Raw genomic sequence first — 20659 nt, 5'->3', positions numbered from 1 at the left:
CTGGCCCCGATGTCGAGCGCCGACGCTTCGCAGCTCACCGCCGGTGAACGGCTCCACGCGCCGCAGCGCAAGTCGCTGATCGGCGCGCTGGAGGCCGGGCTCGGCCTGATGGTCGAGATCCCGGCCGCCGTCCTGGTGGTGGTCGAAATCGTCGTGCTGTTCGCCGGGGTGGTATCACGTTACGTATTGCACAGCCCGCTGATCTGGTCCGACGAACTGGCCTCGATCTTGTTCCTGTGGCTGGCGATGCTCGGCGCCGCGGTGGCGTTCCGCCGCGGCGAGCACATGCGGATGACCGCGATGGTGGCGGGGGCCTCCCCGCGCCTGCGCGCCTGGCTCGATCTGGTCGGGATCTGCGCGGCGCTGGCGTTCCTGCTGCTGATCGCCGCACCAGCGTTCGAATACGCCTACGAGGAAAGCTACATCACCACCCCGGCGCTGTCGCTGGCCAATAGCTGGCGCGCCGCGGCGCTGCCGGTCGGCATCGCGCTGATGGCGATGTTCGCATTGCTGCGGCTGATCCGGTTCGGCGATCTCAAGCTGGTCGCCGGCGCGGCGCTGACGGTGCTGCTGCTGATCGGGGCGTTCTGGCTGGCGCAGCCGCTGTTCAAGCCGCTCGGCAACCTCAATCTGGTGATCTTCTTCGTCGGCGTGGTGGCAACTTGCGTGTTCGCCGGTGTGCCGATCGCGTTCGGGTTTGGGCTGGCGATCTACGGCTATCTGGCGCTGACCACAACGACGCCGCTGCTGATTCTGGTCGGCCGGATGGACGAGGGCATGAGCCACCTCATCCTGCTATCGGTGCCGCTGTTCGTGTTCCTCGGCCTGCTGATCGAGATGACCGGGATGGCGCGGGCGATGGTGGCGTTTCTCGCCAGCCTGCTCGGCCACGTCCGCGGCGGCCTGCATTACGTACTGGTCGGCGCGATGTATCTGGTGTCCGGCATTTCCGGCTCGAAGGCGGCCGACATGGCGGCGGTCGCGCCGGTGCTGTTTCCGGAGATGAAGGAGCGCGGCGCCAAGCCGGGCGATCTGGTCGCCCTGCTCTCGGCCACCGGTGCTCAGACCGAAACCATTCCGCCTAGCCTGGTGCTGATCACCATCGGCTCGGTCACCGGCGTGTCGATCTCCGCGCTGTTCACCGGCGGCCTGCTGCCCGGCGTGGTGCTGGCGATCATGCTGTGCTTGCTGGTGTGGTGGCGCTACCGCGGCGAGGATCTCAGTCACGTCAAACGCGCGCGCGGCAGCGAGATCGGCAAGGCCTTCATCGTCGCCCTGCCCGCGCTGGCGCTGCCTTTCGTGATCCGCGCCGCCGTGGTCGAAGGCGTCGCCACCGCCACCGAGGTCTCGACCATCGGCATCGTCTATGCCGTGGTGGTCGGTATTTTGGTGTACCGCAAATTCGACTGGCGGCGGCTGCGGCCGATGCTGGTCGAGACCGCGGCGCTGTCGGGTGCGATCCTGCTGATCATCGGCACCGCCACCGGCATGGCCTGGGGCCTGACGCAGTCCGGCTTCTCGCGCTCGCTGGCCGCGGCGATGACCGGCCTGCCCGGCGGGTCGGCCACGTTCCTCGCCGTGTCGATCGTCGCCTTCATCATCCTCGGCAGCGTGCTGGAGGGCATTCCGGCGATCGTGCTGTTCGGGCCGCTGTTGTTTCCGATCGCCCGCGCCGTCGGCATCCACGAGGTGCACTACGCCATGGTGGTGATCCTGGCGATGGGCATCGGATTGTTCGCGCCGCCGTTCGGCGTCGGCTATTATGCGGCCTGCGCGATCGGCCGGGTCGATCCCGCCGAGGGCATGCGCCCGATCTGGGGATATATGCTGGCGCTGCTGATCGGCTTGATCGTGGTCGCGGCGATCCCGTGGATCTCGATCGGTTTCCTGTAGAGGCGCTGCGGGCAGATCACGCCGGCGCCGTCGTGAAGTGAGAGGCAGGTCGTCATGAGCACCCCGCAAGGTCATTACAGCATCGGTCTGGACAAGACCCCGGCCAACTTCGTGCCGCTGTCGCCGCTGAGCTTCCTGGAACGCACCGCCAACGTTTATCCGGAGATGACCTCCGTGGTGTACGAGGGCCGGCACTACACCTGGAAAGAGACCCGCGCCCGCTGCCGCCGTTTCGCGTCCTGGCTGGCGCGCAGCGGCATCGGCCGCGGCGACACCGTGGCGGTGATGCTGCCCAATGTGCCGGCGATGGTCGAAGTGCACTTTGCGGTGCCGATGGCCGGCGCCGTGCTGAACGCGCTCAACATCAGGCTCGATGCGCCAGCGATCGCCTTCCAGCTCGATCATGGCGGCGCCAAGATCATTCTGGTCGATCCGGAGTTCTCGGGTGTTGTCGCCGAGGCGCTGAAGCTGATGACCAAGCCGAAACCGCTGGTGATCGACGTCGACGATAAGATGTATCCCGGCAGCCACCGCATCGGCGAGCTCGAATACGAATACGCGGTGGCGTCGGGCGATCCGACCTTTGTCGGCCATCGCCCCGAGGACGAGTGGGACGCGATCTCGCTCGGCTACACCTCCGGCACCACCGGCAATCCGAAGGGCGTCGTCACGCATCATCGCGGCGCCTATCTCAACGCCGTCAGCAACATCCTCGCCGGCAATCTCGGCCAGCATCCGGTGTATCTGTGGACACTGCCGATGTTCCACTGCAACGGCTGGTGCTTCCCGTGGACGCTCGCGGCCGCGGCCGGCATCAACGTGTGCCTGCGTAAAGTGGATCCGGCCAAGATCTTCGAGCTGATCCCGAAGCACGGCGTGACCCACATGTGCGGCGCGCCGATCGTCTACAACGCACTGATCAACGCCCCGGAAGCACCGAAGGGCGCTGCGGCGAGGTTGGTCATCGGCCTGATTGCGGGCGCGGCGCCGCCGATGGCGGTGCTGGCCGGCGCCGAGACCATCGGCATCAAGCTGACCCACGTGTACGGCCTGACCGAAGTCTACGGCCCCGCCTCGGTCTGCGCCGAGCAGCCCGGCTGGGACGATCTGCCGGTCGCCGAGCGCGCCAAGCTGAAGCGCCGCCAGGGCGTGCCCTACCCGATGCAGGAAGCCGTCACCGTGCTCGATCCGGAGACGATGCAGGAAGTGCCGCGCGACGGCGAGACCATCGGCGAGGTGATGTTCCGCGGCAATATCGTGATGAAGGGCTACCTGAAGAACGAGAAAGCCACCAAGGAAGCGCTCGCCGGCGGCTGGTTCCACACCGGCGATCTCGGCGTGCTCGACGCCGACGGCTACGTCATCATCAAGGACCGCTCCAAGGACATCATCATCTCGGGCGGCGAGAACGTCTCCTCGGTCGAGGTCGAGGACGTACTCTACAAGCACCCGGCGATCCTGTTCGCCGCGGTGGTCGCCAAGCCCGACCCGAAATGGGGCGAAGTGCCCTGCGCCTTCGTCGAGCTGAAAGACGGCGCCAGCGCCACTGAAGCCGAGATCATCGCCTATTGCCGCGAACACCTCCCCGGCTTTAAGACGCCGAAGAGCATCGTGTTCTCGTCGATCCCCAAGACCTCGACCGGCAAGATCCAGAAGTTCATGCTGCGCGATCAGGTGAAATCGGCGAAGGCGATCTTGGAGTAGTTACTTCGCCCCGGTGTCATTGCGGGGGCTACCGCCAAGGACGACCAACTGTCGTTTGTCATTCCGGGGCGCGCAAAGCGCGAACCCGGAATCCCGAGGTGTTGAGCAAGGCCCTGCATGTTCAGATTCCGGGTTCGCTCGCTGTCGCGAGCGCCCCGGAATGACCAGTTGAGCGATCAGCCCGCGATCTCCAGCCGCATCCCGTCGAACCCCGGCACCACGCCCTCCGGCAATTCCTTCCGCAGCGTCTCGTAATCGATGTCGGCGTGCATGTTGGTGATCACGGCGCGCTTCGGCTTGAAGCGCTCGATCCACTTCAGCGCGGTCTCGATGTTGAAGTGGCTGGCGTGGTGCTTGTAGCGCAGCCCATCGATAATCCAGAGGTCGAGGCCTTCGAGGGCGCCGAAGCTCGCTTCCGGAATATCATGGACGTCGGGCGTATAGGCCGCGCCGGCGATGCGATAGCCGAGCGCAGGGATGTCGCCGTGCTGCACCAGGAACGCGGTCAGCGTGAGGTCGCCGCCGGCGCCGGCGATGGTCTTGCTGTCGCCGGCTTCGATCTCGCGCGACTCCAGGATCGCCGGATACGAGCTGCCAGGTGCCTGTTCGAAACAGTAGGCGAAGCGGTACAGCACGTGTTCGCCGGTCGACCGGTTGAGATACACCGGGATGCGCCGCTTCATCGCCATCACCACCGAGCGCAGATCGTCGATGCCGTGGGTTTGGTCGGCGTGCTCGTGGGTCAGGAACACAGCGTCGAGATGATCGACGTCGGCGCTGATCAGTTGCTCGCGCAGGTCCGGCGAAGTGTCGATCAGCACGCGGGTGATGCCGCCCTCCGGTGTGATGCGCTCGGCCAGCAGCGAGCAGCGCAGCCGCCGGTTCTTCGGATTGGACGGATCGGCGGCGCCCCAGCCGAGCGCCGGGCGCGGCACGCCGGCGGAGGAGCCCGAGCCGAGGATGGTGAGCGTCAGCGTCATGCGGCGACCCCAATTGTCAAAGGCGTCATGCGGCGGCGGGCGCCGGCACCTTGCCGAACAGGCGGAAGAAGTTCTCGGTCGTCTGGCGCGCGATCTCGTCGAGCGACACGCCCCGGACCTCGGCCATCACCTTGGCGGTCTCGACCACGTAGGACGGCTCGTTGCGCTTGCCGCGATATTTGCCGGGCGCCAGATACGGCGAGTCGGTCTCGACCATGATCCGGTCGGCCGGCAATTCGGCAGCGAGATCGCGCAGCGCCTGTGACTTCTTGAAGGTGATAATACCGGTGAAGGAGATCGTCAGTCCGAGGTCGATGGCCTGCATCGCGAGGTCGCGACCGCCGGTGTAGCAATGCAACACCGCGCGAAAAGCTCCCTTCCCCATCTCGTCTTCGAGGATCTTGCCGCAATTCTCGTCCGCTTCGCGGGTGTGGATGACGAGCGGCAGCCCGGTTTCGCGCGCCGCTGCGATGTGGGCGCGGAAGCCGCGCGCCTGCGCCTCGCGCGAACCCATCTCGTAGAAGTAGTCGAGCCCGGCCTCGCCGAACGCCACCACCTTCGGGTGCTGCGCCAGCTCCACCAGCTCATCGGTGGTGATGCCGTCTTCCTCGTCGGCGTGATGCGGATGGGTCCCGACCGAGCAGTACACGTTCGGGAACCGCTCGGCGATCGCCAGCAGGTCCGGCAGCTTCCGCACCCGGGTCGAGATCGTCACCATTCGCCCCACCCCGCTCGCCTCGGCGCGGGCGACAATGCCGGCGAGGTCGTCGGCAAAGTCGGGGAAGTCGAGATGGCAGTGGCTGTCGACCAGCATCGGCATCAGGCGGTCGCCGGTTCGACGTATCGCGGGAAAATCGGCGCAGGGGCCGGCAGCGGGGTGCCCGGCACGATCCGGGTTGGCAGCGCCGCGAAATCGCGCGCATCCGCAGCAATGCCGAGGATGTCGAGCAGCTTGGCCGCCGCGGTCGGGATCGCCGGCTGCGCCAGGATCGCGATCTGCCGCAGCACTTCGGCGGTGACGTACAGCACCGTCTTCTGCCGTGCCGGATCGGTCTTGGCCAGCGCCCACGGTGCCTCGCCGGCGAAGTAGCGATTGGCCTCCGCCACCACCGCCCACACCGCGTTGAGCGCCTGATGGATCTGCTGTGTCGCCATCGCGGTCCGCGCCTGCGCGATCATGCCGTCGGCCATCGCCAGGATCGCGCTGTCATTCTCGCTGAACGCGCCGTGCTCGGGCACTTTGCCGTCGCACTGCTTGGCGATCATGGTGAGCGAGCGCTGCGCCAGATTGCCGAGATCGTTGGCGAGATCGGCGTTGATGCGGTTGACGATCGCCTCGTGATTGTAGCTGCCGTCGGAGCCGAACGGCACCTCGCGCAGGAAAAAGTAGCGCACCTGATCGACGCCGTACTGGTCCGCCAGATTGAACGGGTCGACGATGTTGCCGACCGACTTCGACATCTTCTCGCCCTTGTTGAACAGGAAGCCGTGGGCGTAAACGCGCTTCTGGATCGGGATGCCCGCCGACATCAGGAACGCCGGCCAGTACACCGCATGGAAACGGATGATGTCCTTGCCGATGACGTGGACGTCGGCCGGCCAGTAGTGCCAGTTCTTGTCGGATTCATCCGGGAAGCCGACGCCGGTGATGTAGTTAGTCAGCGCGTCGACCCAGACATACATCACGTGCTCGGGATCGCTCGGCACCTTGACGCCCCAGTCGAAGGTGGTGCGCGACACCGACAGATCCTTCAGCCCGCCCTTGACGAAGCTGATCACCTCGTTGCGGCGCGCGTCGGGGCCGATGAAGTCCGGCTGCTCCTCATAGAGCTTCAGCAGTCGGTCCTGATAGGCCGACAGCTTGAAGAAATAGCTCTTCTCTTCGACCCATTCGACCGGCGTGCCCTGCGGACCGCGGCGCACGCCATCCTCGCCGACGACGGTCTCGTCTTCGGCGTAATAGGCTTCGTCGCGAACCGAGTACCAGCCGGAATAACTGTCGAGATAGATGTCGCCGCTCGCCTGCATCCGCTTCCAGACCTCCTGGACGGACGCGTGATGCTGCTCCTCGGAGGTGCGGATGAATCGGTCGTAGGAGATGCCGAAGCGGTCGTCCATGTCGCGGAAGCGGCCGGCGTTGCGGGCGGCGAGCTCGGCGGGCGTCATGCCCTCGCGCTGCGCGGTCTGGATCATCTTCAGGCCGTGCTCGTCGGTGCCGGTCAGGAAGAACACGTCGCGGCCGTCGAGCCGCTGGAAACGCGCCAGCGCGTCGGTCGCGATCGCCTCGTAGGCGTGGCCGATATGCGGCGCGCCGTTCGGATAGGAGATCGCCGTGGTGATGTAGAATGAATTTCGCTGCGCCATCTGCGCGGACGCCTTTCAAATCTGGATCGGTTGAGCGCGGCGGCGCTGACCATGCCGGGCGATCGATCGCCGGATCGGCGTCAGCGCACCGCCTCCGCGAGAAGCCCGAACACCGAAAATACCAGCGGCTTGCGCTCAAGATTGTAGGCTTCGGTGTCGCGTGCGGCGCGGCCGATCTTTTCCCATACCTCCGCCAGCCGTGCAAGGCGCGGCAGTTCCGCGTTCGGATCGGGCGTGCGCAGCTTGCCGGCGACCCAGCGGTCGACGCCGTCGACGAACGCCTGCAGCGTGGCGCGGTCGGTGCCGCCGATCGCATCGCCGAGCGCATGCAGCGCGCGCGGGTCGACGTTGGGCAGGCTGTCGAGCAGCGCCGTCGTGGTCTGCTGCAGCGTCAATGCGCCGCCGCCCATCAACATCAGCGCGCGGGCGACGCTTCCTTCCGACGCTGCGGCGGCCTCGCCGAGCTGCGGATCATCGCGGTCGAGACCGGCCGCATCCGCTGCGGCCGCGATCACGTCGGCGGTGGCAAGCGGCCGCAGCATCAGCTTGCGGCAGCGCGACTGGATGGTCGGCAGCGTGCGCGCCGGCGCGTTCGACAGCAGCAGAAACAGCGAACGCTGCGGCGGCTCCTCGATCACCTTCAGCAGCGCGTTGGCCGAATTGGCGTTGAGGTCATCGACGGTGTCGACGATGCACACCCGCCAGCCGTCGATCGCCGCGGTCGCGCCGAAGAACGAGATCGTCTCGCGGGATTCATCGACGGTGATGACGTTGCGCAGCACGCCCTTGTCGTTGACGGAGCGCTCCAGCGTCAGCAGGCCGCCATGCGCCTCAGCGGCGATGTGGCGCGCCACCGGATGGTCGGGGTCGATCGCCAGCGAGGCGGCGCCCTGCACCGCGTCCGATTGCGGGTCGCGATGCGTCAGCACGAACCGCGCCATCCGGTAGGCGAGCGTCGCCTTGCCGATTCCCTGCGCACCGCCGATCAGCCAGGCATGGGCAATCCGGCCGCCCCGATAGGCACCGAGCAATGCCTGCTCGGCGGCGTGATGGCCATACAGCTCTGTGGTTTCGCGCGGGTGCCGGACTGTGCTTTCCGGCGCCGGCGCTTTGCCGGCGGCCTTGCGTGCGCTCATGCCGTTTTCGCCCCGCGCCGCGCCGGCTCCAGCAGCCGCAGCCGCACCGCCTGCCACACCCGGTCGGCGACCTCCTCCGGTTCGGCGTTGGCGTCGATCAGCACGCAGCGCTCCGGTTCCTGCGCAGCGATCTGGCGGAACACCTCGCGCAGGCCGCGGTGAAAGTCGATCGCCTCGGATTCGAACCGGTCCGGCGTCTCGCTGCCTCGGCGCACTGCCGCGCGCGCCAGTCCGATCTCGACCGGAATATCGAGGATCACGGTGAGATCGGGCTTCATATCACCGATCGTCACCTGCTGAAGCGCTTCGAGCAGCTCAAGCCTGACCGCGCCGAGCTTGCCCTGATAGGCGCGGGTGGAATCGTAGAACCGGTCGCACAGTACCCATTCGCCGCGCGCCAGGGCCGGCTCGATCAGCGTGCGGACATGGTCGTCACGAGCGGCGGCGAACAGCAGCGCTTCGGCGTCGGCGCCGCCGATCAGTTTGCCGATGCCGGCGAGCAGCGCGCTGCGGATCGCCTCGGCACCGGGCGAGCCGCCCGGTTCGCGGGTGACCAGCGTGCGCAGCCGGGCCTTCTCCAGCCGTTTCGCCAGCAACCTGATCTGGGTCGATTTGCCGGCTCCCTCACCACCTTCGAAGGTGATGAAGCGCCCGCGCAACGAAGGGCTTATCGGTTTCTTTTGAACCATGGTCAGAGCTTCGCCATGCTGGCCCGGAGAACTCCGATCATCAGCTCGCTGGCGCCGTCGAGCGCCCGCCGCATGGTCGAGCCGACCGGATTGGCCTCGGCCGCCTTCAGCGGAACCTCGACCGCAACGTTGGGGCCGCGCCATACCCGCACCAAGCCGATGCGCTGGCCGCCTTCCACCGGTGCCGGCACAGGCCCCTGATACACGATCCGCGCCAGCAACTTGTCGCTGCCGTTCCGACGAACCATCACCCTCACCGGTTCGGCCGGGGTCAGCGGGACGTAGCGCTTGTCGCCGCCGAACACCCGCGCGTAGCCGACCGTCGCATCGCTGGCGAACAGCGACCGCGATTCGAAATTGCGGAACCCCCATTCCAGCAGCTTCTTCGCCTCGCTGGCGCGGTCATCGGCGCTTTCGAGGCCGTTCACCACCACGATCAGCCGCATCCCATTCTGCACCGCGGAGCCCACCAGACCGTAGCCGCCCTCCTTGGTGAAGCCGGTCTTGAATCCGTCGGCGCCCGGCAGCGCGTTCAACAACGGGTTTCGGTTGGTCTGGCGGATCTTGTTCCAAGTGAACTCTTTCTCGCCGAACAGCGCATACATGTCGGGATAGGTCAGGATGATGTGCCGGGCGAGCCTGGCGAGTTCGCGCACGCTCATCTTGTTGTCCGGGTTTGGCAGCCCGGTGGAGTTGCCGAAGGTCGATTGCGTCAGGCCGAGCTCGCGGGCGCGCTTGGTCATACGTTCAACGAACGCAGCCTCGCTGCCGGCAATCCCCTCGGCCAGCACCATGCAGGAATCGTTGCCGCTCTGGATGATGGCACCGCGCAGCAGATTGTCGACAGAGATGCTGCTGTGGATCTCGGCGAACATCGTCGAGCCGCCGGCCGGAGCCCCGCCGTAGCGCCAGGAATTCTCGCTGACGCGGTACTCCTGGGCGAGCTGCAGTGCGCCGGTCTTGAGCAGATGGAACACCACCTCGACCGTCATCAGTTTCATCATGCTGGACGGGGCGCGCAACTCGTCGGCGTTCTTCTCGAACAGCACGCTGCCGCTTTCAGCGTCGAGCAGAATCGCGGTCGGGGCCTGCGCCTCGAAGCCGCCCTCCTCCTTCTTGGCGCCCTGCACGCTCTGGTTCGCGGCCGTTGCCGGCCCGGCACCGAGTGCAACGGCGATCAGGCCCGCCAGCAGGCCGCGCATCATGAAGCGGCGCGCATCGAGCAGCGAAGTCAGAACGGCCATCGATGGAATTCCGAAACAGCGTTGCAATCGCCACAGCCAAGCAACTCGCGCGGCCGTTTTCGATTGTGGTGACGAACGATCAATCCTACCGTGAGCGCGCCTTCGCTTCCACATAAACTCCAAGAACAATCAGGGCGGACACAACGATGGCATCGACCCGGACCATTGCAGTCAACGGCATCGACCTCTTCGTGCGCGAGCAGGGCGATGGTCCGCTGGTGATCCTGTGCCACGGCTGGCCGGAACTGTCATATTCGTGGCGGCACCAGATCTGCGCATTGGCCGAGGCCGGCTATCGGGTGGCGGCGCCGGACATGCGTGGCTTCGGCCGCTCCTCGGCGCCGCAGCCGGTCGAAGCCTACAGCATCTTCGATCTGGTCGGCGATATGGTGGCGCTGGTCGCCGAGCTTGGCGAAAGTCGCGCGGCGATCATCGGCCACGATTGGGGGGCGCCGGTCGCATGGCACGCCGCCCAGTTTCGGCCCGACCTGTTCGCCGTGGTGGCTGGGCTGAGCGTACCGCCGCCGTGGCGCGGCAAGGGCCGGCCGCTCGATCTGCTGCGCGCCGCCGGGGTCACCAATTTCTATTGGCAGTATTTCCAGACGCCCGGCGTCGCCGAAGCCGAGCTCGAGCGCGACATCGCCGCGACGATGCGCGGTATCTTGTGCGGCGGCTTCTCCGATCCGGCGCGGTCGCTATTCGTTCCGGAAGGCCGCGGCTTCATCGGCCGATCGGCCCCGACATTGCCGCTGCCGAGCTGGCTGAGCGAGGCCGAACTCGCCTATTTTATCGAGCAGTACAAGAAGAGCGGCTTCCGCGGCGGGCTCAACTGGTACCGGAACATCGACCGCAATTGGGATCTGACCGCGCCCTGGCAGGGCGCGCAGATTCACCAGCCGTCGGCATTCATCGCCGGCAGCAACGACCCGGTGATCTCAGACAAGATGAGCGGCAAGCACCTCGCCGCGATCGAGCGGGTGCTGCCGAACCTGAAGCGAAAGCTGATCATCGACGGCGCCGGCCACTGGATTCAGCAGGAGAAGCCCGCCGAAGTGAATGCGGCCCTGGTCGCGTTTCTGAAAGATAACTACTGAGCTGCAGCGGGGCGCGCAGCACCGTAGTCGACATCAGTGCAGGATCAGTACAGGCCGCGGGCCGAAAACAACTGGCCGATCTGGTCGCCGCCGCGCGACGATGCCGTGCTCGCGGGCCGGTATTCGTCCCGCGCCTCTTCGGAGCCGACATTGTAAGAGACCGCGCGCGGATTCGGCGCCAACGCGTGCCGGTCCGAGCGGCTGCTGCGCGAAGCCGAGATCTCCGAAGTCGCACCGACCGATGCGACATCCGCTGCAGTATTGCCGAGCGAATACGGTCGCCCTTCCGGCAGCGGAACGTCGCCGCGGATCCGGCCGGCACTGCTGCTCGCCCCGAAGTCCGGCACGAACGGCTTGGCCGAAGCGATCCGGATTCCGGTCGGCGCCGGCGCGGGCTCGCCCTGGCGCAGCGTTGCCATCAACTGGCGGTCATCAGACCCTTCCAGCGGCGCCCTGCCGACGTATTCGACACGGACGCGAGCGGTGCCTTTGTGCCTGAATTCAAGAAGTTCTGCGGCTTTGTTGGAAACATCGATCAACCGATTGCCATGATACGGGCCGCGATCGTTGATACGGACGATCAGCGAACGGCCGTTGGCCAGATTGGTGACACGGGCGTAACTCGGGATCGGCAGGGTCGGATGCGCCGCCGACAGCGACGCCATGTCGAACACTTCGCCATTGGCGGTGAGCCGGCCGTGGAAGTCGTTGCCGTACCACGACGCCTGCCCTTCGGCCCGGTAGTTCGGATTGTCCTCGGGAACATAGGTTCGTCCGGCTACCACATATGGTTTGCCGACGCGGAAAGTGCCGCCGCCCTTCGGAACGGGTTCACCGAAAGCAACCACCCGGGGACTCGACGAGACGCCGTATTTCGGATCAACCCGGCTGAACGTGCCGTTCTGGGCGCAATTGGCGAGGGCGAGGCAGGCGCTTGCGGCGACAGCCACCCGCGTGGCGCGGCTCAACGAATCTCGCTGGCGAATCCCCATGTGTCCCCAAATACCATTCCCGCGACAGCAGCCCAAGATGGGCCCTTCCCCAGCCGCGTTTTCGATGCGCGCCCACATCGACATTTAAACTTGACCATATCGCAGAGCGAACAAGGCGAAAATGGGACAGGTGGAGCATGGTGAATGTATGGTTACCAGCGCGTGCCGCTGACCAGCCCCGGCGTGCGATGCTTCACCACCCGCTTGCTCGCCGACCGCGATTCACGGAACACTGGCCGCGACCTCGAAAGGACCGCATGTGACCGTCCCGCTTTCCGACCGTGCCCCGTCCCGCGCCGATCTCGCCTGGGCGATCGCCCTCGGGGGCATCGCCACCGTGACCTTCGCCGCCCTGCTCTATGCCTCCTGGCATTTCGCCGGCACGTTGTTTCTGATCTTCGCCGGCATCTTGTTCGGCGTGTTTCTCAATGCGCTGACCGAACTCGCCGGCAGGGTGGTCGGCGGACCGCACGGCTTGCGGCTGGCGCTGGTGTGCCTAGTGCTGAGCGGCCTGTTTGTCGGCGTCGCGTTTCTCGGCGGCAACACCATCAGCCAGCAGGCCAAGGCACTGTCCGGCACCATCAAGATGCAGATCGTCAACGTGAAGGGTTTCCTCGAGCGCAACGGCGTCGATACCAGCTTTCTCGATCTCGGCAATGTCGGCAGCGCGGCACATCCGGAAACGGCGCCGTCACCCCCGCGCAATCTGCCGACCCCGGGCGAGCTCGCGTCGGGTGGCGGCGCGATCGTCAGTCAGACGCTGAAACTGATCCTCGGCACCATCGGTGCGGTCGGTAATTTCTTCATCGTGATGTTTCTCGGGCTCGCATTCGCGGCCCAGCCCGAGGTGTATCGCAACGGTCTGGTCAGACTGGCGCCGCGGCGCCACCGGGCTCAAGCGGAAATCGTCGTCGGCAAGACCGGCGACATGCTGAAGCGCTGGCTGTTGGCACAGCTCATTACCATGATCGCGGTGTTCGCGGTGACGGCGATCGGGCTGTCGCTGATCGGAATTCCAGGCGCGTTCATCCTCGGCATCCAGGCCGGACTACTCGCCTTCATTCCGACCGTCGGGGCGATCCTCGGCGGACTGGTCATCGTCCTGGCCGCGATCGCGTCGGGCTGGATCGCGGTGCTGAGCGCCTTCCTGCTGTTCCTCGGTGTCCACGCGCTGGAAAGCTATATCCTGACGCCACTGATCCAGCGTCAGGCGATCGACATTCCGCCGGCGACGCTGTTCGCGACGCAGATTTTGCTCGGCATCGTGTTCGGTCTGTGGGGGCTGGCGCTGGCGCTTCCGCTGATGGCGATCGGCCGGGTCGTGCTCGATCACCTGCGCGGCGAGGAGCCCGACGATGGGGACGCTCCGGCCGGCATCGCCCCGCTGGCCGCTATGCCCGAGAGGTGAGCACCGTCTCGGTGTGTTCGACCTCGGGCGGCGTTGCGAAGAAACCGCCGACCAGACCGCGCCATTCGGTGAAATTCTCCGAGCCGCGGAAGTCGACGGTGTGATTTTCCAGCGTCTGCCATTTGACCATCAGGCGGTAACGCTGCGGCTTCTCGATCGATCGATGCAGTTCGAAACCGCAGAACCCGCGAGAGCGCCCAAACACCTCGCGCGCCTTGGCGACGGCAGCCTCGAACTCCACCTCGCTACCGGGTTTGACGTCGATCTGTGCGATTTCGGTGATCATGCGAGCGCCTCGTCCGTTGTGGGACGAGCGTCTTAGCGCACCGGCCGGCGCAATTGAAGCGGACGATAGCGGCCGCTCAAGCCACCGCCTGCCCGACCTCGCCGCCCCTTACAACGACATGCTGCTCGCGCGATTGCGCAGCCTTGCGTCGGCTCTCCTCGAGCGAGACCGGCTGCTCGACCGTCGCCACCACCCGGTTGCGGCCGCCGCGCTTGGCCTGGTACAGCGCCGTGTCGGCCGCAGCGAGCAGCACGTCGAGAACGACACCGGCCGGACCGCCGGCGACGCCGATCGAGACGGTCGTCGCCACAGGCGCATCGTCGACCTCGATGCCGCAATTCTGGAACGCTTCGCGCACCCGCTCCGCCGCGGTGACCGCCTCGTCGATCGGGCATGGCAACAGCGCGGCGAACTCCTCGCCGCCGATGCGGCCGCACAGGTCGGAGATTCGCAGCGAGTTCGAGACGATCGCGGCGAACAATTTGAGCACCTCGTCGCCTGCCGGATGGCCGAAGCGATCGTTGACGGACTTGAAGTGGTCGATGTCGAAGATCAACGCCGACACCGGCCGGCCGGCTTCGGCTTCGCGCTCGATCATCCGCGCGCACGCTTCGGAAAAGCCTCGGCGATTGAGAATCCCGGTCAGTGGGTCGAGGGAAGCCGCAGCCTTGTGCATGCTGACAGCGCGCTCGGATACCAGCATGAAGATCACGAAAACGGTCCCGATTGCATAGAGCACCAGTTCGACCGCAAACAGCATCACCCAGACGTTGCCGGCCGAGCCCGAATTTGGCGTCGGCCAAAGGTCGGCGAGCACCATCGGCAGCATCAATACCGCGCCGTGCAGCAACGGAACCAGCGCCGTCGGCCATCGCCGCTGCAGCGACTTGCGCCGCTCCGCCGAAAGCTGAGCGGCGGTCAGACCGGCATAGGCTGCCACGATCGCTGCGCCGATCGTCATCCGCAGCGCTCCATGCTCGGGCGGCAGACTGACGACGGTGGCGAGCCAGACGAAGGCACCGATGAACAGCCCGGGCCAATTGGGCTTCAGCCCGTGAAACACCCGCGCCGCGTTCCACATCATGCCGCAGGCAATGAAGCCGGCGCTGGTAAGCGCCAGGATGACGGTCTCGCCGAACACCGGGCCGAGAACCGTCCACAGCGCCACGGTGATGGCACCGAGCAGATAGGCATTGCCCCACCAGTTCAGGGCCGGGATTTTCTCCTGGCGACCGAAATGATGCAGCATGACGCCGAGCAACGCGCATATCAGCGTTCCGACGAGAAACAGCGTCGAGATATCCAGCGACATGATGGGGCTACTCAGTGGATTTCCATATGGCCGTTCAACACCACGGGCGCGGTGCTGATCCCCTTGATGCCCGATTTGACTCCTCCCGGATTGAGATCACGTTTGTTCAACGCCTCCGATTTGTTCGATAAGTGAAGGCAAATTGCGCGCAATTTGCCTTCATCGCGGACCGCGCCGGGATCCGCGCATGCCAAACAAAAAGGGCGCCCCGCAGGACGCCCTTTGTCGGTGCCGGTGAAACCGGGAAAGATCAGCGCTTCGAGAACTGGAAGGAGCGGCGGGCCTTGGCCTTGCCGTACTTCTTACGCTCGACGACGCGGCTGTCGCGGGTCAGGAAGCCACCCTTCTTCAGCACGCTGCGCAGCTCCGGCTCGAAATTGGTGAGCGCCTTGGAGATGCCGTGACGAACCGCACCGGCCTGGCCGGACAGACCGCCGCCCGCGACGGTGCAGATCACGTCGTACTGGCCGGCACGGGCCGCGGCGACCAGCGGCTGCTGGATCATCATGCGCAGCACCGGACGGGCGAAATAGGTTTCGACCTCACGGCTGTTGACCGTGATCTTGCCGGCGCCCGGCTTGATCCAGACGCGGGCGACCGCGTCCTTACGCTTGCCGGTCGCGTAGGCGCGACCGAACTTGTCGACCTTCTTGGTGTAGGTCGGAGCGTCCGCGGCAGCGACGGTGGTCTTCAGCGCGGCGAGCTGGTCGAGAGACTGCATGGTCTCGGACATCTTATGCGGCCCTCATGTTCTTGCGGTTCATCGCACCGATGTCGAGCTTCTCGGGCTGCTGAGCTTCGTGCGGGTGTTCGGCGCCGGGATAGACGCGCAGGTTGCCCATCTGCACACGACCGAGCGGACCGCGCGGGATCATGCGCTCGATCGCCTTCTCGACCACGCGCTCCGGGAACCGACCTTCGAGGATCGCCTTCGCAGAGCGCTCCTTGATGCCGCCGATGAAGCCGGTGTGATGGTAGTAAACCTTGTTGTCGCGCTTGCGACCGGTCAGCACCACCTTCGAGGCGTTGATGATGATGACATTGTCGCCGCAGTCGACGTGCGGGGTATAGGTCGGGAGGTGCTTGCCGCGCAGCCGCATCGCGACCAGCGTGGCGAGCCGGCCGACCACGAGACCGGTGGCGTCAATAATGACCCACTTCTTCGTGACTTCGGCGGGCTTGGCCGAAAACGTCTTCATGAGAATGATCCATGACAGGGGGAATTCGGTGCATGAAGCACCGGACTGCGGGCGCTTGTAGAGAAGCGCCGGTTTCGCGTCAATCCCTTGCTGACCGATTTTCTCCCGCAGTTACAGCGAGTTATAAATATGGTGCAATATTACCTTTAAAAACATCATGCTATTGGAATGGAATAGGTGGACGTCACATGGGCGATCGGGTCCGGCGAGGTGCCGGACAGCAGCGTCACCTCCCCGACTGCCAGTCGGCGCCCCAGCTTCAAAAGCCTGGCGACTGCGACAACGTCCTGACCGGGCTGTCCTTTGCGCAGAAAGTTGATGTTGAGGTTGGTGGTGACGGCGAGAGCCACCGGGCCGATCGCCGACAGCAGAACGACGTACATGGCAAAGTCCGCCAGCGCCATCAGGGTGGGGCCGGACACGGTTCCGCCGGGCCGCAGCATCCGGTCGCTGTAGCGCTGCCGTAACAGAGATGTGCGACCATCCGCGGTCTCGATCGAAATGTCACCGTGGCTAAAAGCCTGCGGGAACTCGCGCTGCAGAAAGGTCTCGAGTTCGGCTACGCTCATTCTCGCATGTGTCATGTCGTTCCCGCCCCTGCTCTCGCTTCGCGGGGCTTGTTACAATAAGGTGACGCTCGTTCCCAGCGCTTCATTTTGTTCCCGGACGTCGCCATGACCGTGTTGCCCGCCTTCGCTGCGACCCAGCCTTCACCGATTCTGCTCCGTGAAACCGTCGATGGCGGTGTGGCGGTGCTGACGCTGAACCGACCGGCCGCGCGCAACAGTCTGTCGCTGGAAATGATCGACGATCTGCACGCCGCGCTCGATCTGATCGCGCGCGACGACGGCGTGCGGGTCGTGGTGATCGCCGCCAACGGCCCGGCGTTCTGCGCCGGCCACGACCTCAAGGAGCTGACCGCGCATCGAAACGACGCCGACCGCGGCCGCGCCAGCTTCACCCGGATCATGACGTCCTGCAGCGCGATGATGCAGGCGATCGTCAGGCTGCCGAAGCCGGTGATCGCCGCGGTGCAGGGCATCGCCACTGCGGCCGGCTGCCAACTGGTCGCGAGCTGCGATCTCGCTGTCGCCTCCGAGCAGGCGACATTTGCGACGCCGGGCGTCGACATCGGGCTGTTCTGCTCGACCCCGATGGTGGCGCTGAGCCGCAACGTGCCGCGCAAGCACGCGATGCACATGCTGCTGACCGGCGAGCCGCTGGGCGCCGACGAGGCGCGGCAGATCGGCCTGATCAACCGCGTGGTTGCGCACGGCACCGAACGCGCCGCGGCGGTGACGCTGGCCGAGCAGATCGCCGGCAAGTCGTCGCACACCATCAAGGTCGGCAAGGAGGCGTTCTACCGCCAGGCCGAACTCAACCTCGCCGACGCCTATCACTACGCCTCGCAGGTGATGGCCGAGAACATGATGTCGGCCGACGCCGAAGAGGGCATCGGCGCATTCCTGGAAAAGCGTCAGCCGGAATGGAAAGATAAGTAAGCCACATGCACCGCCTCCTCATCCTGAGGAGCGGCCGCAGGCCGCGTCTCGAAGGATGAGTCTCACGCACTCATGATTCGAGACGGCGCCTATCGGCGCCTCCTCACCATGAGGATCTCGGAAGCAATGAGCAGATGAATCACGACAGCTACTCCGACGACTACATCCGCGCGATCCTGAACGGCGTGAAGACGGTCGCGATGGTCGGGGCTTCGCCGCTCAACGTGCGGCCGAGCTACTTCGTGTTCAAATATCTCACCGAGCGCGGCTACGACGTCATTCCGATCAATCCCGGCCAGGTCGGCAACAACCTGCTCGGCAAGCCATTCGTGGCGTCGCTGAAGGACATCGACCGGTCGATCGACATGGTCGACGTGTTTCGCGGCTCGGCGCATGTGATGCCGGTGGTCGACGAGGTGCTGTCACTGTCGCCGCTGCCGAAAGTGATCTGGATGCAGATCGGAGTGCGCAACGACGAAGCCGCCGCGAAGTCCGAGGCCGCCGGACTCAAGGTGGTGATGGATCGCTGCCCGAAGATCGAATACGGCCGGCTGTCGTCCGAGATTTCCTGGATGGGGGTGAATTCGCGTACCCTGAGCGCCAAGCGCGCGCCGATCCCGGTCAAGGGGATGCGGCTGTCGCTCGATCGTCAGAGCGTCGCCGGCGCCGGTACCGCGGCATCCGACCGTGCCGTCAAGAACCGCAACGAAGCGGGCTGAACGCCGCAGCGCGGCGGCCCGCTCGCGCTTGACCTGATCCGGGGTTCCGATCAGATAGCCAGAACCATCAGCCAGAGCACGGAGGGATCGACCATGACCGAACGCAACCCGGGATTCGCGACGCTCGCGGTCCATGCCGGCGCCCAGCCCGATCCCACCACCGGCGCGCGCGCGACGCCGATCTATCAGACCACGTCTTACGTCTTCAACGACGCCGACCATGCCGCCTCGCTGTTCGGCCTGCAGGCGTTCGGCAACATCTACACCCGCATCACCAACCCGACGACGTCGGTGCTCGAGGAGCGCGTCGCGGCGCTGGAAGGCGGCACCGCCGCGCTCGCCACCGCGTCGGGCCACGCCGCACAGCTCGTCGCGCTGCAGCAGTTGATGCAACCCGGCGACGAATTCATCGCCGCGCGCAAGCTCTATGGCGGCTCGATCAATCAGTTCACCCACGCCTTCAAGAGCTTCGGCTGGAACGTGGTGTGGGCCGACACCGACGACCTCGCCAGCTTCCAGCGCGCAGTGTCGCCGAAGACCAAGGCGATCTTCATCGAGTCGATCGCCAATCCGGGCGGCAGCATCACCGATATCGAGGCGGTCGCCGAAGTCGCGCGCAATGCCGGCGTGCCGCTGATCGTCGACAATACGCTGGCGACGCCCTATTTGATCCGGCCGATCGACCACGGCGCCGACATCGTGGTGCATTCGCTCACCAAGTTCCTCGGCGGTCACGGCAACTCGCTCGGCGGCATCATCGTCGATGCCGGCACCTTCGACTGGTCGAAGGACGGCAAGTATCCGATGCTCAGCGAGCCGCGTCCCGAATATCACGGCCTGAAAATCCAGGAGACGTTCGGCAACTTCTCGTTCGCGATCGCCTGCCGTGTGCTCGGCCTGCGCGATCTCGGCCCGGCGCTGTCGCCGTTCAACGCCTTCATGCTGCTGACCGGCATCGAGACGCTGCCGCTCCGCATGCAAAAGCACTGCGAGAACGCCAAGGCGATCGCCGAATTCCTCTCCACCCACAAGGCGGTGGACGAGGTCAATTATTCCGGCCTCGCCTCCAGCAAATACGCCGCCCTCGCCCGCAAATACGCGCCGAAGGGTGCAGGTGCGGTGTTCACCTTCAGCCTCAAGGGCGGCTATCAGGCCGGCGTCGACCTCGTCGCCAATCTGAAGCTGTTCTCGCATCTGGCCAATGTCGGCGACACCCGTTCGCTGATCATTCACCCGGCCTCGACCACCCACAGCCAGCTCGACGACGCCCAGAAGACCGCCGCCGGCGCCGCGCCCAACATGGTGCGGGTGTCGATCGGTATCGAGGACAAGGACGACCTGATCGCCGACCTCGATCAGGCGCTGGGCGGTTAACCGGGAAAGAACTCAGGCAGCGTCGTCGAGGGGGCGGCGATGAGCAGCGGTCATTTCGAACTGCGGCGGCTGGAAGCGCTCAGCAACACCGTGTTCGGCGTCGCGATGACGCTGCTGGCCTATCAGGCGCCGCGCGAGAAATTCGCCGGCGCCGACCCGCAATGGCGCGAGCTCTGGCACGTGTACGGCGCCTTCGTCTCGACGCTGTTGCTCAGCTTCATCGTCGCCGGGATGTTCTGGTACAGCCACCAGCAGAGGCTGGCCTACGCCACCCACGCCGGACGCAGCGAGGTGATCGGCAATCTGTTCTTCCTGTTGTCGATCATTCTGCTGCCGGTGACCTGCGGCCTGTACGGCAACAACTACGACTCGCCGAACGTCACTACGCTGTACGGCTTCAATCTGTGGCTGATCGCGCTGTTCAACACCGCGCTGTGGGCCTTTGCCGTCGCGCCGCGCGGCGACTGGCTGAAGCTGGCGACGCCGGCATTCTCCTTGGCGCTGTTTACGCTCGCCGTGTTGGTCTGTCTGGTCGAACCGCGCTGGCCGAAATTCATCTGGCCGCTGGCGTTCCTGTCGCCCGCAATCAGCGCGTGGAGCGAGAAGTGGCGATAGCGGCTCTGCATGACGGCATTCGTTGCCGCGATCGAAGTCGCCGGAGCCGCCGGAACTTGGCGGCCCCGAGGATCGTGACGCAGATCCATTTGAAGAACGGACTGACCAAGGATCTTCAGAGCCTGACTTGAAATGCGGGCAATGAAAT

General features: G+C 65.6%; 20 protein-coding genes. 8 read left to right on the top strand and 12 right to left on the bottom strand.

Going from position 1 to position 20659, the window contains the following annotated elements; genetic code table 11:
* Positions 1 to 9: 9 nt before the first annotated feature.
* Entirely contained in the window at positions 10 to 1893 is a 1884-nt protein-coding gene (locus FLL57_RS09275; protein WP_142882730.1) for a TRAP transporter large permease, read from the top strand.
* 54 nt (positions 1894 to 1947) lie between these two features.
* On the top strand, positions 1948 to 3597 hold the full coding sequence (locus tag FLL57_RS09270) for an acyl-CoA synthetase (RefSeq protein WP_142882729.1): 1650 nt from the start codon (positions 1948 to 1950) through the stop codon (positions 3595 to 3597).
* Between the two features lie 176 nt (positions 3598 to 3773).
* Here the strand turns inward: FLL57_RS09270 and FLL57_RS09265 are convergent, their stop codons facing one another.
* The 6 genes from FLL57_RS09265 to FLL57_RS09240 form a co-directional block, all read right to left on the bottom strand.
* Positions 3774 to 4577 carry an MBL fold metallo-hydrolase gene (locus tag FLL57_RS09265; RefSeq protein WP_142882728.1) on the bottom strand — a complete coding sequence of 268 codons (804 nt, stop codon included), beginning with the start codon at positions 4575 to 4577 and terminating at the stop codon, positions 3774 to 3776.
* A gap of 25 nt (positions 4578 to 4602) precedes the next feature.
* Positions 4603 to 5391: a TatD family hydrolase gene (locus FLL57_RS09260; protein ID WP_041807855.1), complete on the bottom strand. Its 789-nt coding sequence runs from the start codon at positions 5389 to 5391 to the stop codon at positions 4603 to 4605.
* Between the two features lie 5 nt (positions 5392 to 5396).
* Positions 5397 to 6941 carry a methionine--tRNA ligase gene (gene metG / locus FLL57_RS09255; protein ID WP_013502431.1) on the bottom strand — a complete coding sequence of 515 codons (1545 nt, stop codon included), beginning with the start codon at positions 6939 to 6941 and terminating at the stop codon, positions 5397 to 5399.
* Between the two features lie 80 nt (positions 6942 to 7021).
* Positions 7022 to 8077 carry a DNA polymerase III subunit delta' gene (locus FLL57_RS09250; RefSeq protein WP_013502432.1) on the bottom strand — a complete coding sequence of 352 codons (1056 nt, stop codon included), beginning with the start codon at positions 8075 to 8077 and terminating at the stop codon, positions 7022 to 7024.
* Positions 8074 to 8766 (bottom strand): dTMP kinase, encoded by a 693-nt coding sequence (tmk, locus tag FLL57_RS09245; protein WP_013502433.1) that lies wholly within the window; start codon positions 8764 to 8766, stop codon positions 8074 to 8076. Before tmk ends, FLL57_RS09250 begins: the two co-directional genes overlap by 4 nt.
* A 2-nt stretch (positions 8767 to 8768) precedes the next feature.
* Entirely contained in the window at positions 8769 to 10010 is a 1242-nt protein-coding gene (locus FLL57_RS09240) for a D-alanyl-D-alanine carboxypeptidase family protein (RefSeq protein ID WP_013502434.1), read from the bottom strand.
* 146 nt (positions 10011 to 10156) lie between these two features.
* Here FLL57_RS09240 and FLL57_RS09235 point away from each other — a divergent pair, with 146 nt between their 5' ends.
* Positions 10157 to 11104, top strand: a complete 948-nt coding sequence (locus tag FLL57_RS09235; RefSeq protein WP_013502435.1) for an alpha/beta fold hydrolase — start codon at positions 10157 to 10159, stop codon at positions 11102 to 11104.
* Positions 11105 to 11148: 44 nt separating this feature from the next.
* Here FLL57_RS09235 and FLL57_RS09230 read toward each other — a convergent pair whose 3' ends face one another.
* Positions 11149 to 12096, bottom strand: coding sequence for a septal ring lytic transglycosylase RlpA family protein (locus tag FLL57_RS09230; protein ID WP_142882727.1), 948 nt, complete (start codon positions 12094 to 12096; stop codon positions 11149 to 11151).
* Between the two features lie 259 nt (positions 12097 to 12355).
* Here FLL57_RS09230 and FLL57_RS09225 point away from each other — a divergent pair, with 259 nt between their 5' ends.
* Positions 12356 to 13504 (top strand): AI-2E family transporter, encoded by a 1149-nt coding sequence (locus FLL57_RS09225; protein ID WP_013502437.1) that lies wholly within the window; start codon positions 12356 to 12358, stop codon positions 13502 to 13504.
* Here the strand turns inward: FLL57_RS09225 and FLL57_RS09220 are convergent.
* From FLL57_RS09220 to FLL57_RS09200, 5 genes are all read right to left on the bottom strand, one after another.
* Positions 13488 to 13790 (bottom strand): antibiotic biosynthesis monooxygenase family protein, encoded by a 303-nt coding sequence (locus FLL57_RS09220; protein ID WP_013502438.1) that lies wholly within the window; start codon positions 13788 to 13790, stop codon positions 13488 to 13490. The genes FLL57_RS09225 and FLL57_RS09220 overlap by 17 nt on opposite strands.
* Before the next feature lie 76 nt (positions 13791 to 13866).
* Entirely contained in the window at positions 13867 to 15102 is a 1236-nt protein-coding gene (locus FLL57_RS09215; protein WP_142882726.1) for a GGDEF domain-containing protein, read from the bottom strand.
* Between the two features lie 250 nt (positions 15103 to 15352).
* Positions 15353 to 15835, bottom strand: coding sequence for a 30S ribosomal protein S9 (rpsI, locus tag FLL57_RS09210; protein ID WP_107344691.1), 483 nt, complete (start codon positions 15833 to 15835; stop codon positions 15353 to 15355).
* Position 15836: 1 nt separating this feature from the next.
* Entirely contained in the window at positions 15837 to 16301 is a 465-nt protein-coding gene (gene rplM, locus FLL57_RS09205) for a 50S ribosomal protein L13 (protein WP_011158318.1), read from the bottom strand.
* A gap of 155 nt (positions 16302 to 16456) precedes the next feature.
* Positions 16457 to 16885 (bottom strand): PaaI family thioesterase, encoded by a 429-nt coding sequence (locus FLL57_RS09200; RefSeq protein WP_142882725.1) that lies wholly within the window; start codon positions 16883 to 16885, stop codon positions 16457 to 16459.
* Positions 16886 to 16975: 90 nt separating this feature from the next.
* Between FLL57_RS09200 and FLL57_RS09195 the strand changes: the two genes are divergently transcribed.
* The 4 genes from FLL57_RS09195 (at position 16976) to FLL57_RS09180 (ending at position 20511) form a co-directional block, all read left to right on the top strand.
* Positions 16976 to 17803, top strand: a complete 828-nt coding sequence (locus FLL57_RS09195) for an enoyl-CoA hydratase (protein WP_013502442.1) — start codon at positions 16976 to 16978, stop codon at positions 17801 to 17803.
* Between the two features lie 134 nt (positions 17804 to 17937).
* A complete protein-coding gene (locus FLL57_RS09190) occupies positions 17938 to 18522 on the top strand; it encodes a CoA-binding protein (protein ID WP_142882724.1) in 585 nt (194 codons plus the stop codon).
* Between the two features lie 93 nt (positions 18523 to 18615).
* Positions 18616 to 19896 carry an O-acetylhomoserine aminocarboxypropyltransferase gene (locus FLL57_RS09185; protein WP_142882723.1) on the top strand — a complete coding sequence of 427 codons (1281 nt, stop codon included), beginning with the start codon at positions 18616 to 18618 and terminating at the stop codon, positions 19894 to 19896.
* Between the two features lie 39 nt (positions 19897 to 19935).
* Positions 19936 to 20511 (top strand): TMEM175 family protein, encoded by a 576-nt coding sequence (locus tag FLL57_RS09180; RefSeq protein ID WP_013502445.1) that lies wholly within the window; start codon positions 19936 to 19938, stop codon positions 20509 to 20511.
* Positions 20512 to 20659: the final 148 nt, after the last annotated feature.

The organism is Rhodopseudomonas palustris, assembly GCF_007005445.1.
Taxonomy (GTDB): domain Bacteria; phylum Pseudomonadota; class Alphaproteobacteria; order Rhizobiales; family Xanthobacteraceae; genus Rhodopseudomonas; species Rhodopseudomonas palustris_G.
The sequence above is the reverse complement of the archived record's forward strand: the minus strand, read 5'-3'. Positions and strand labels throughout refer to the sequence as shown.

What these genes read in the sequence shown, in the direction of transcription:
- FLL57_RS09275 (WP_142882730.1), top strand. Translation starts at nt 10, where the DNA reads ATGTCGAGCGCCGACGCTTCGCAGCTCACCGCCGGTGAACGGCTCCAC.
- FLL57_RS09270 (WP_142882729.1), top strand. Translation starts at nt 1,948, where the DNA reads ATGAGCACCCCGCAAGGTCATTACAGCATCGGTCTGGACAAGACCCCG.
- FLL57_RS09265 (WP_142882728.1), bottom strand. Translation starts at nt 4,577, where the DNA reads ATGACGCTGACGCTCACCATCCTCGGCTCGGGCTCCTCCGCCGGCGTG.
- FLL57_RS09260 (WP_041807855.1), bottom strand. Translation starts at nt 5,391, where the DNA reads ATGCTGGTCGACAGCCACTGCCATCTCGACTTCCCCGACTTTGCCGAC.
- metG (WP_013502431.1), bottom strand. Translation starts at nt 6,941, where the DNA reads ATGGCGCAGCGAAATTCATTCTACATCACCACGGCGATCTCCTATCCG.
- FLL57_RS09250 (WP_013502432.1), bottom strand. Translation starts at nt 8,077, where the DNA reads ATGAGCGCACGCAAGGCCGCCGGCAAAGCGCCGGCGCCGGAAAGCACA.
- tmk (WP_013502433.1), bottom strand. Translation starts at nt 8,766, where the DNA reads ATGGTTCAAAAGAAACCGATAAGCCCTTCGTTGCGCGGGCGCTTCATC.
- FLL57_RS09240 (WP_013502434.1), bottom strand. Translation starts at nt 10,010, where the DNA reads ATGGCCGTTCTGACTTCGCTGCTCGATGCGCGCCGCTTCATGATGCGC.
- FLL57_RS09235 (WP_013502435.1), top strand. Translation starts at nt 10,157, where the DNA reads ATGGCATCGACCCGGACCATTGCAGTCAACGGCATCGACCTCTTCGTG.
- FLL57_RS09230 (WP_142882727.1), bottom strand. Translation starts at nt 12,096, where the DNA reads ATGGGGATTCGCCAGCGAGATTCGTTGAGCCGCGCCACGCGGGTGGCT.
- FLL57_RS09220 (WP_013502438.1), bottom strand. Translation starts at nt 13,790, where the DNA reads ATGATCACCGAAATCGCACAGATCGACGTCAAACCCGGTAGCGAGGTG.
- FLL57_RS09215 (WP_142882726.1), bottom strand. Translation starts at nt 15,102, where the DNA reads ATGTCGCTGGATATCTCGACGCTGTTTCTCGTCGGAACGCTGATATGC.
- rpsI (WP_107344691.1), bottom strand. Translation starts at nt 15,835, where the DNA reads ATGTCCGAGACCATGCAGTCTCTCGACCAGCTCGCCGCGCTGAAGACC.
- rplM (WP_011158318.1), bottom strand. Translation starts at nt 16,301, where the DNA reads ATGAAGACGTTTTCGGCCAAGCCCGCCGAAGTCACGAAGAAGTGGGTC.
- FLL57_RS09200 (WP_142882725.1), bottom strand. Translation starts at nt 16,885, where the DNA reads ATGACACATGCGAGAATGAGCGTAGCCGAACTCGAGACCTTTCTGCAG.
- FLL57_RS09195 (WP_013502442.1), top strand. Translation starts at nt 16,976, where the DNA reads ATGACCGTGTTGCCCGCCTTCGCTGCGACCCAGCCTTCACCGATTCTG.
- FLL57_RS09190 (WP_142882724.1), top strand. Translation starts at nt 17,938, where the DNA reads ATGAATCACGACAGCTACTCCGACGACTACATCCGCGCGATCCTGAAC.
- FLL57_RS09185 (WP_142882723.1), top strand. Translation starts at nt 18,616, where the DNA reads ATGACCGAACGCAACCCGGGATTCGCGACGCTCGCGGTCCATGCCGGC.
- FLL57_RS09180 (WP_013502445.1), top strand. Translation starts at nt 19,936, where the DNA reads ATGAGCAGCGGTCATTTCGAACTGCGGCGGCTGGAAGCGCTCAGCAAC.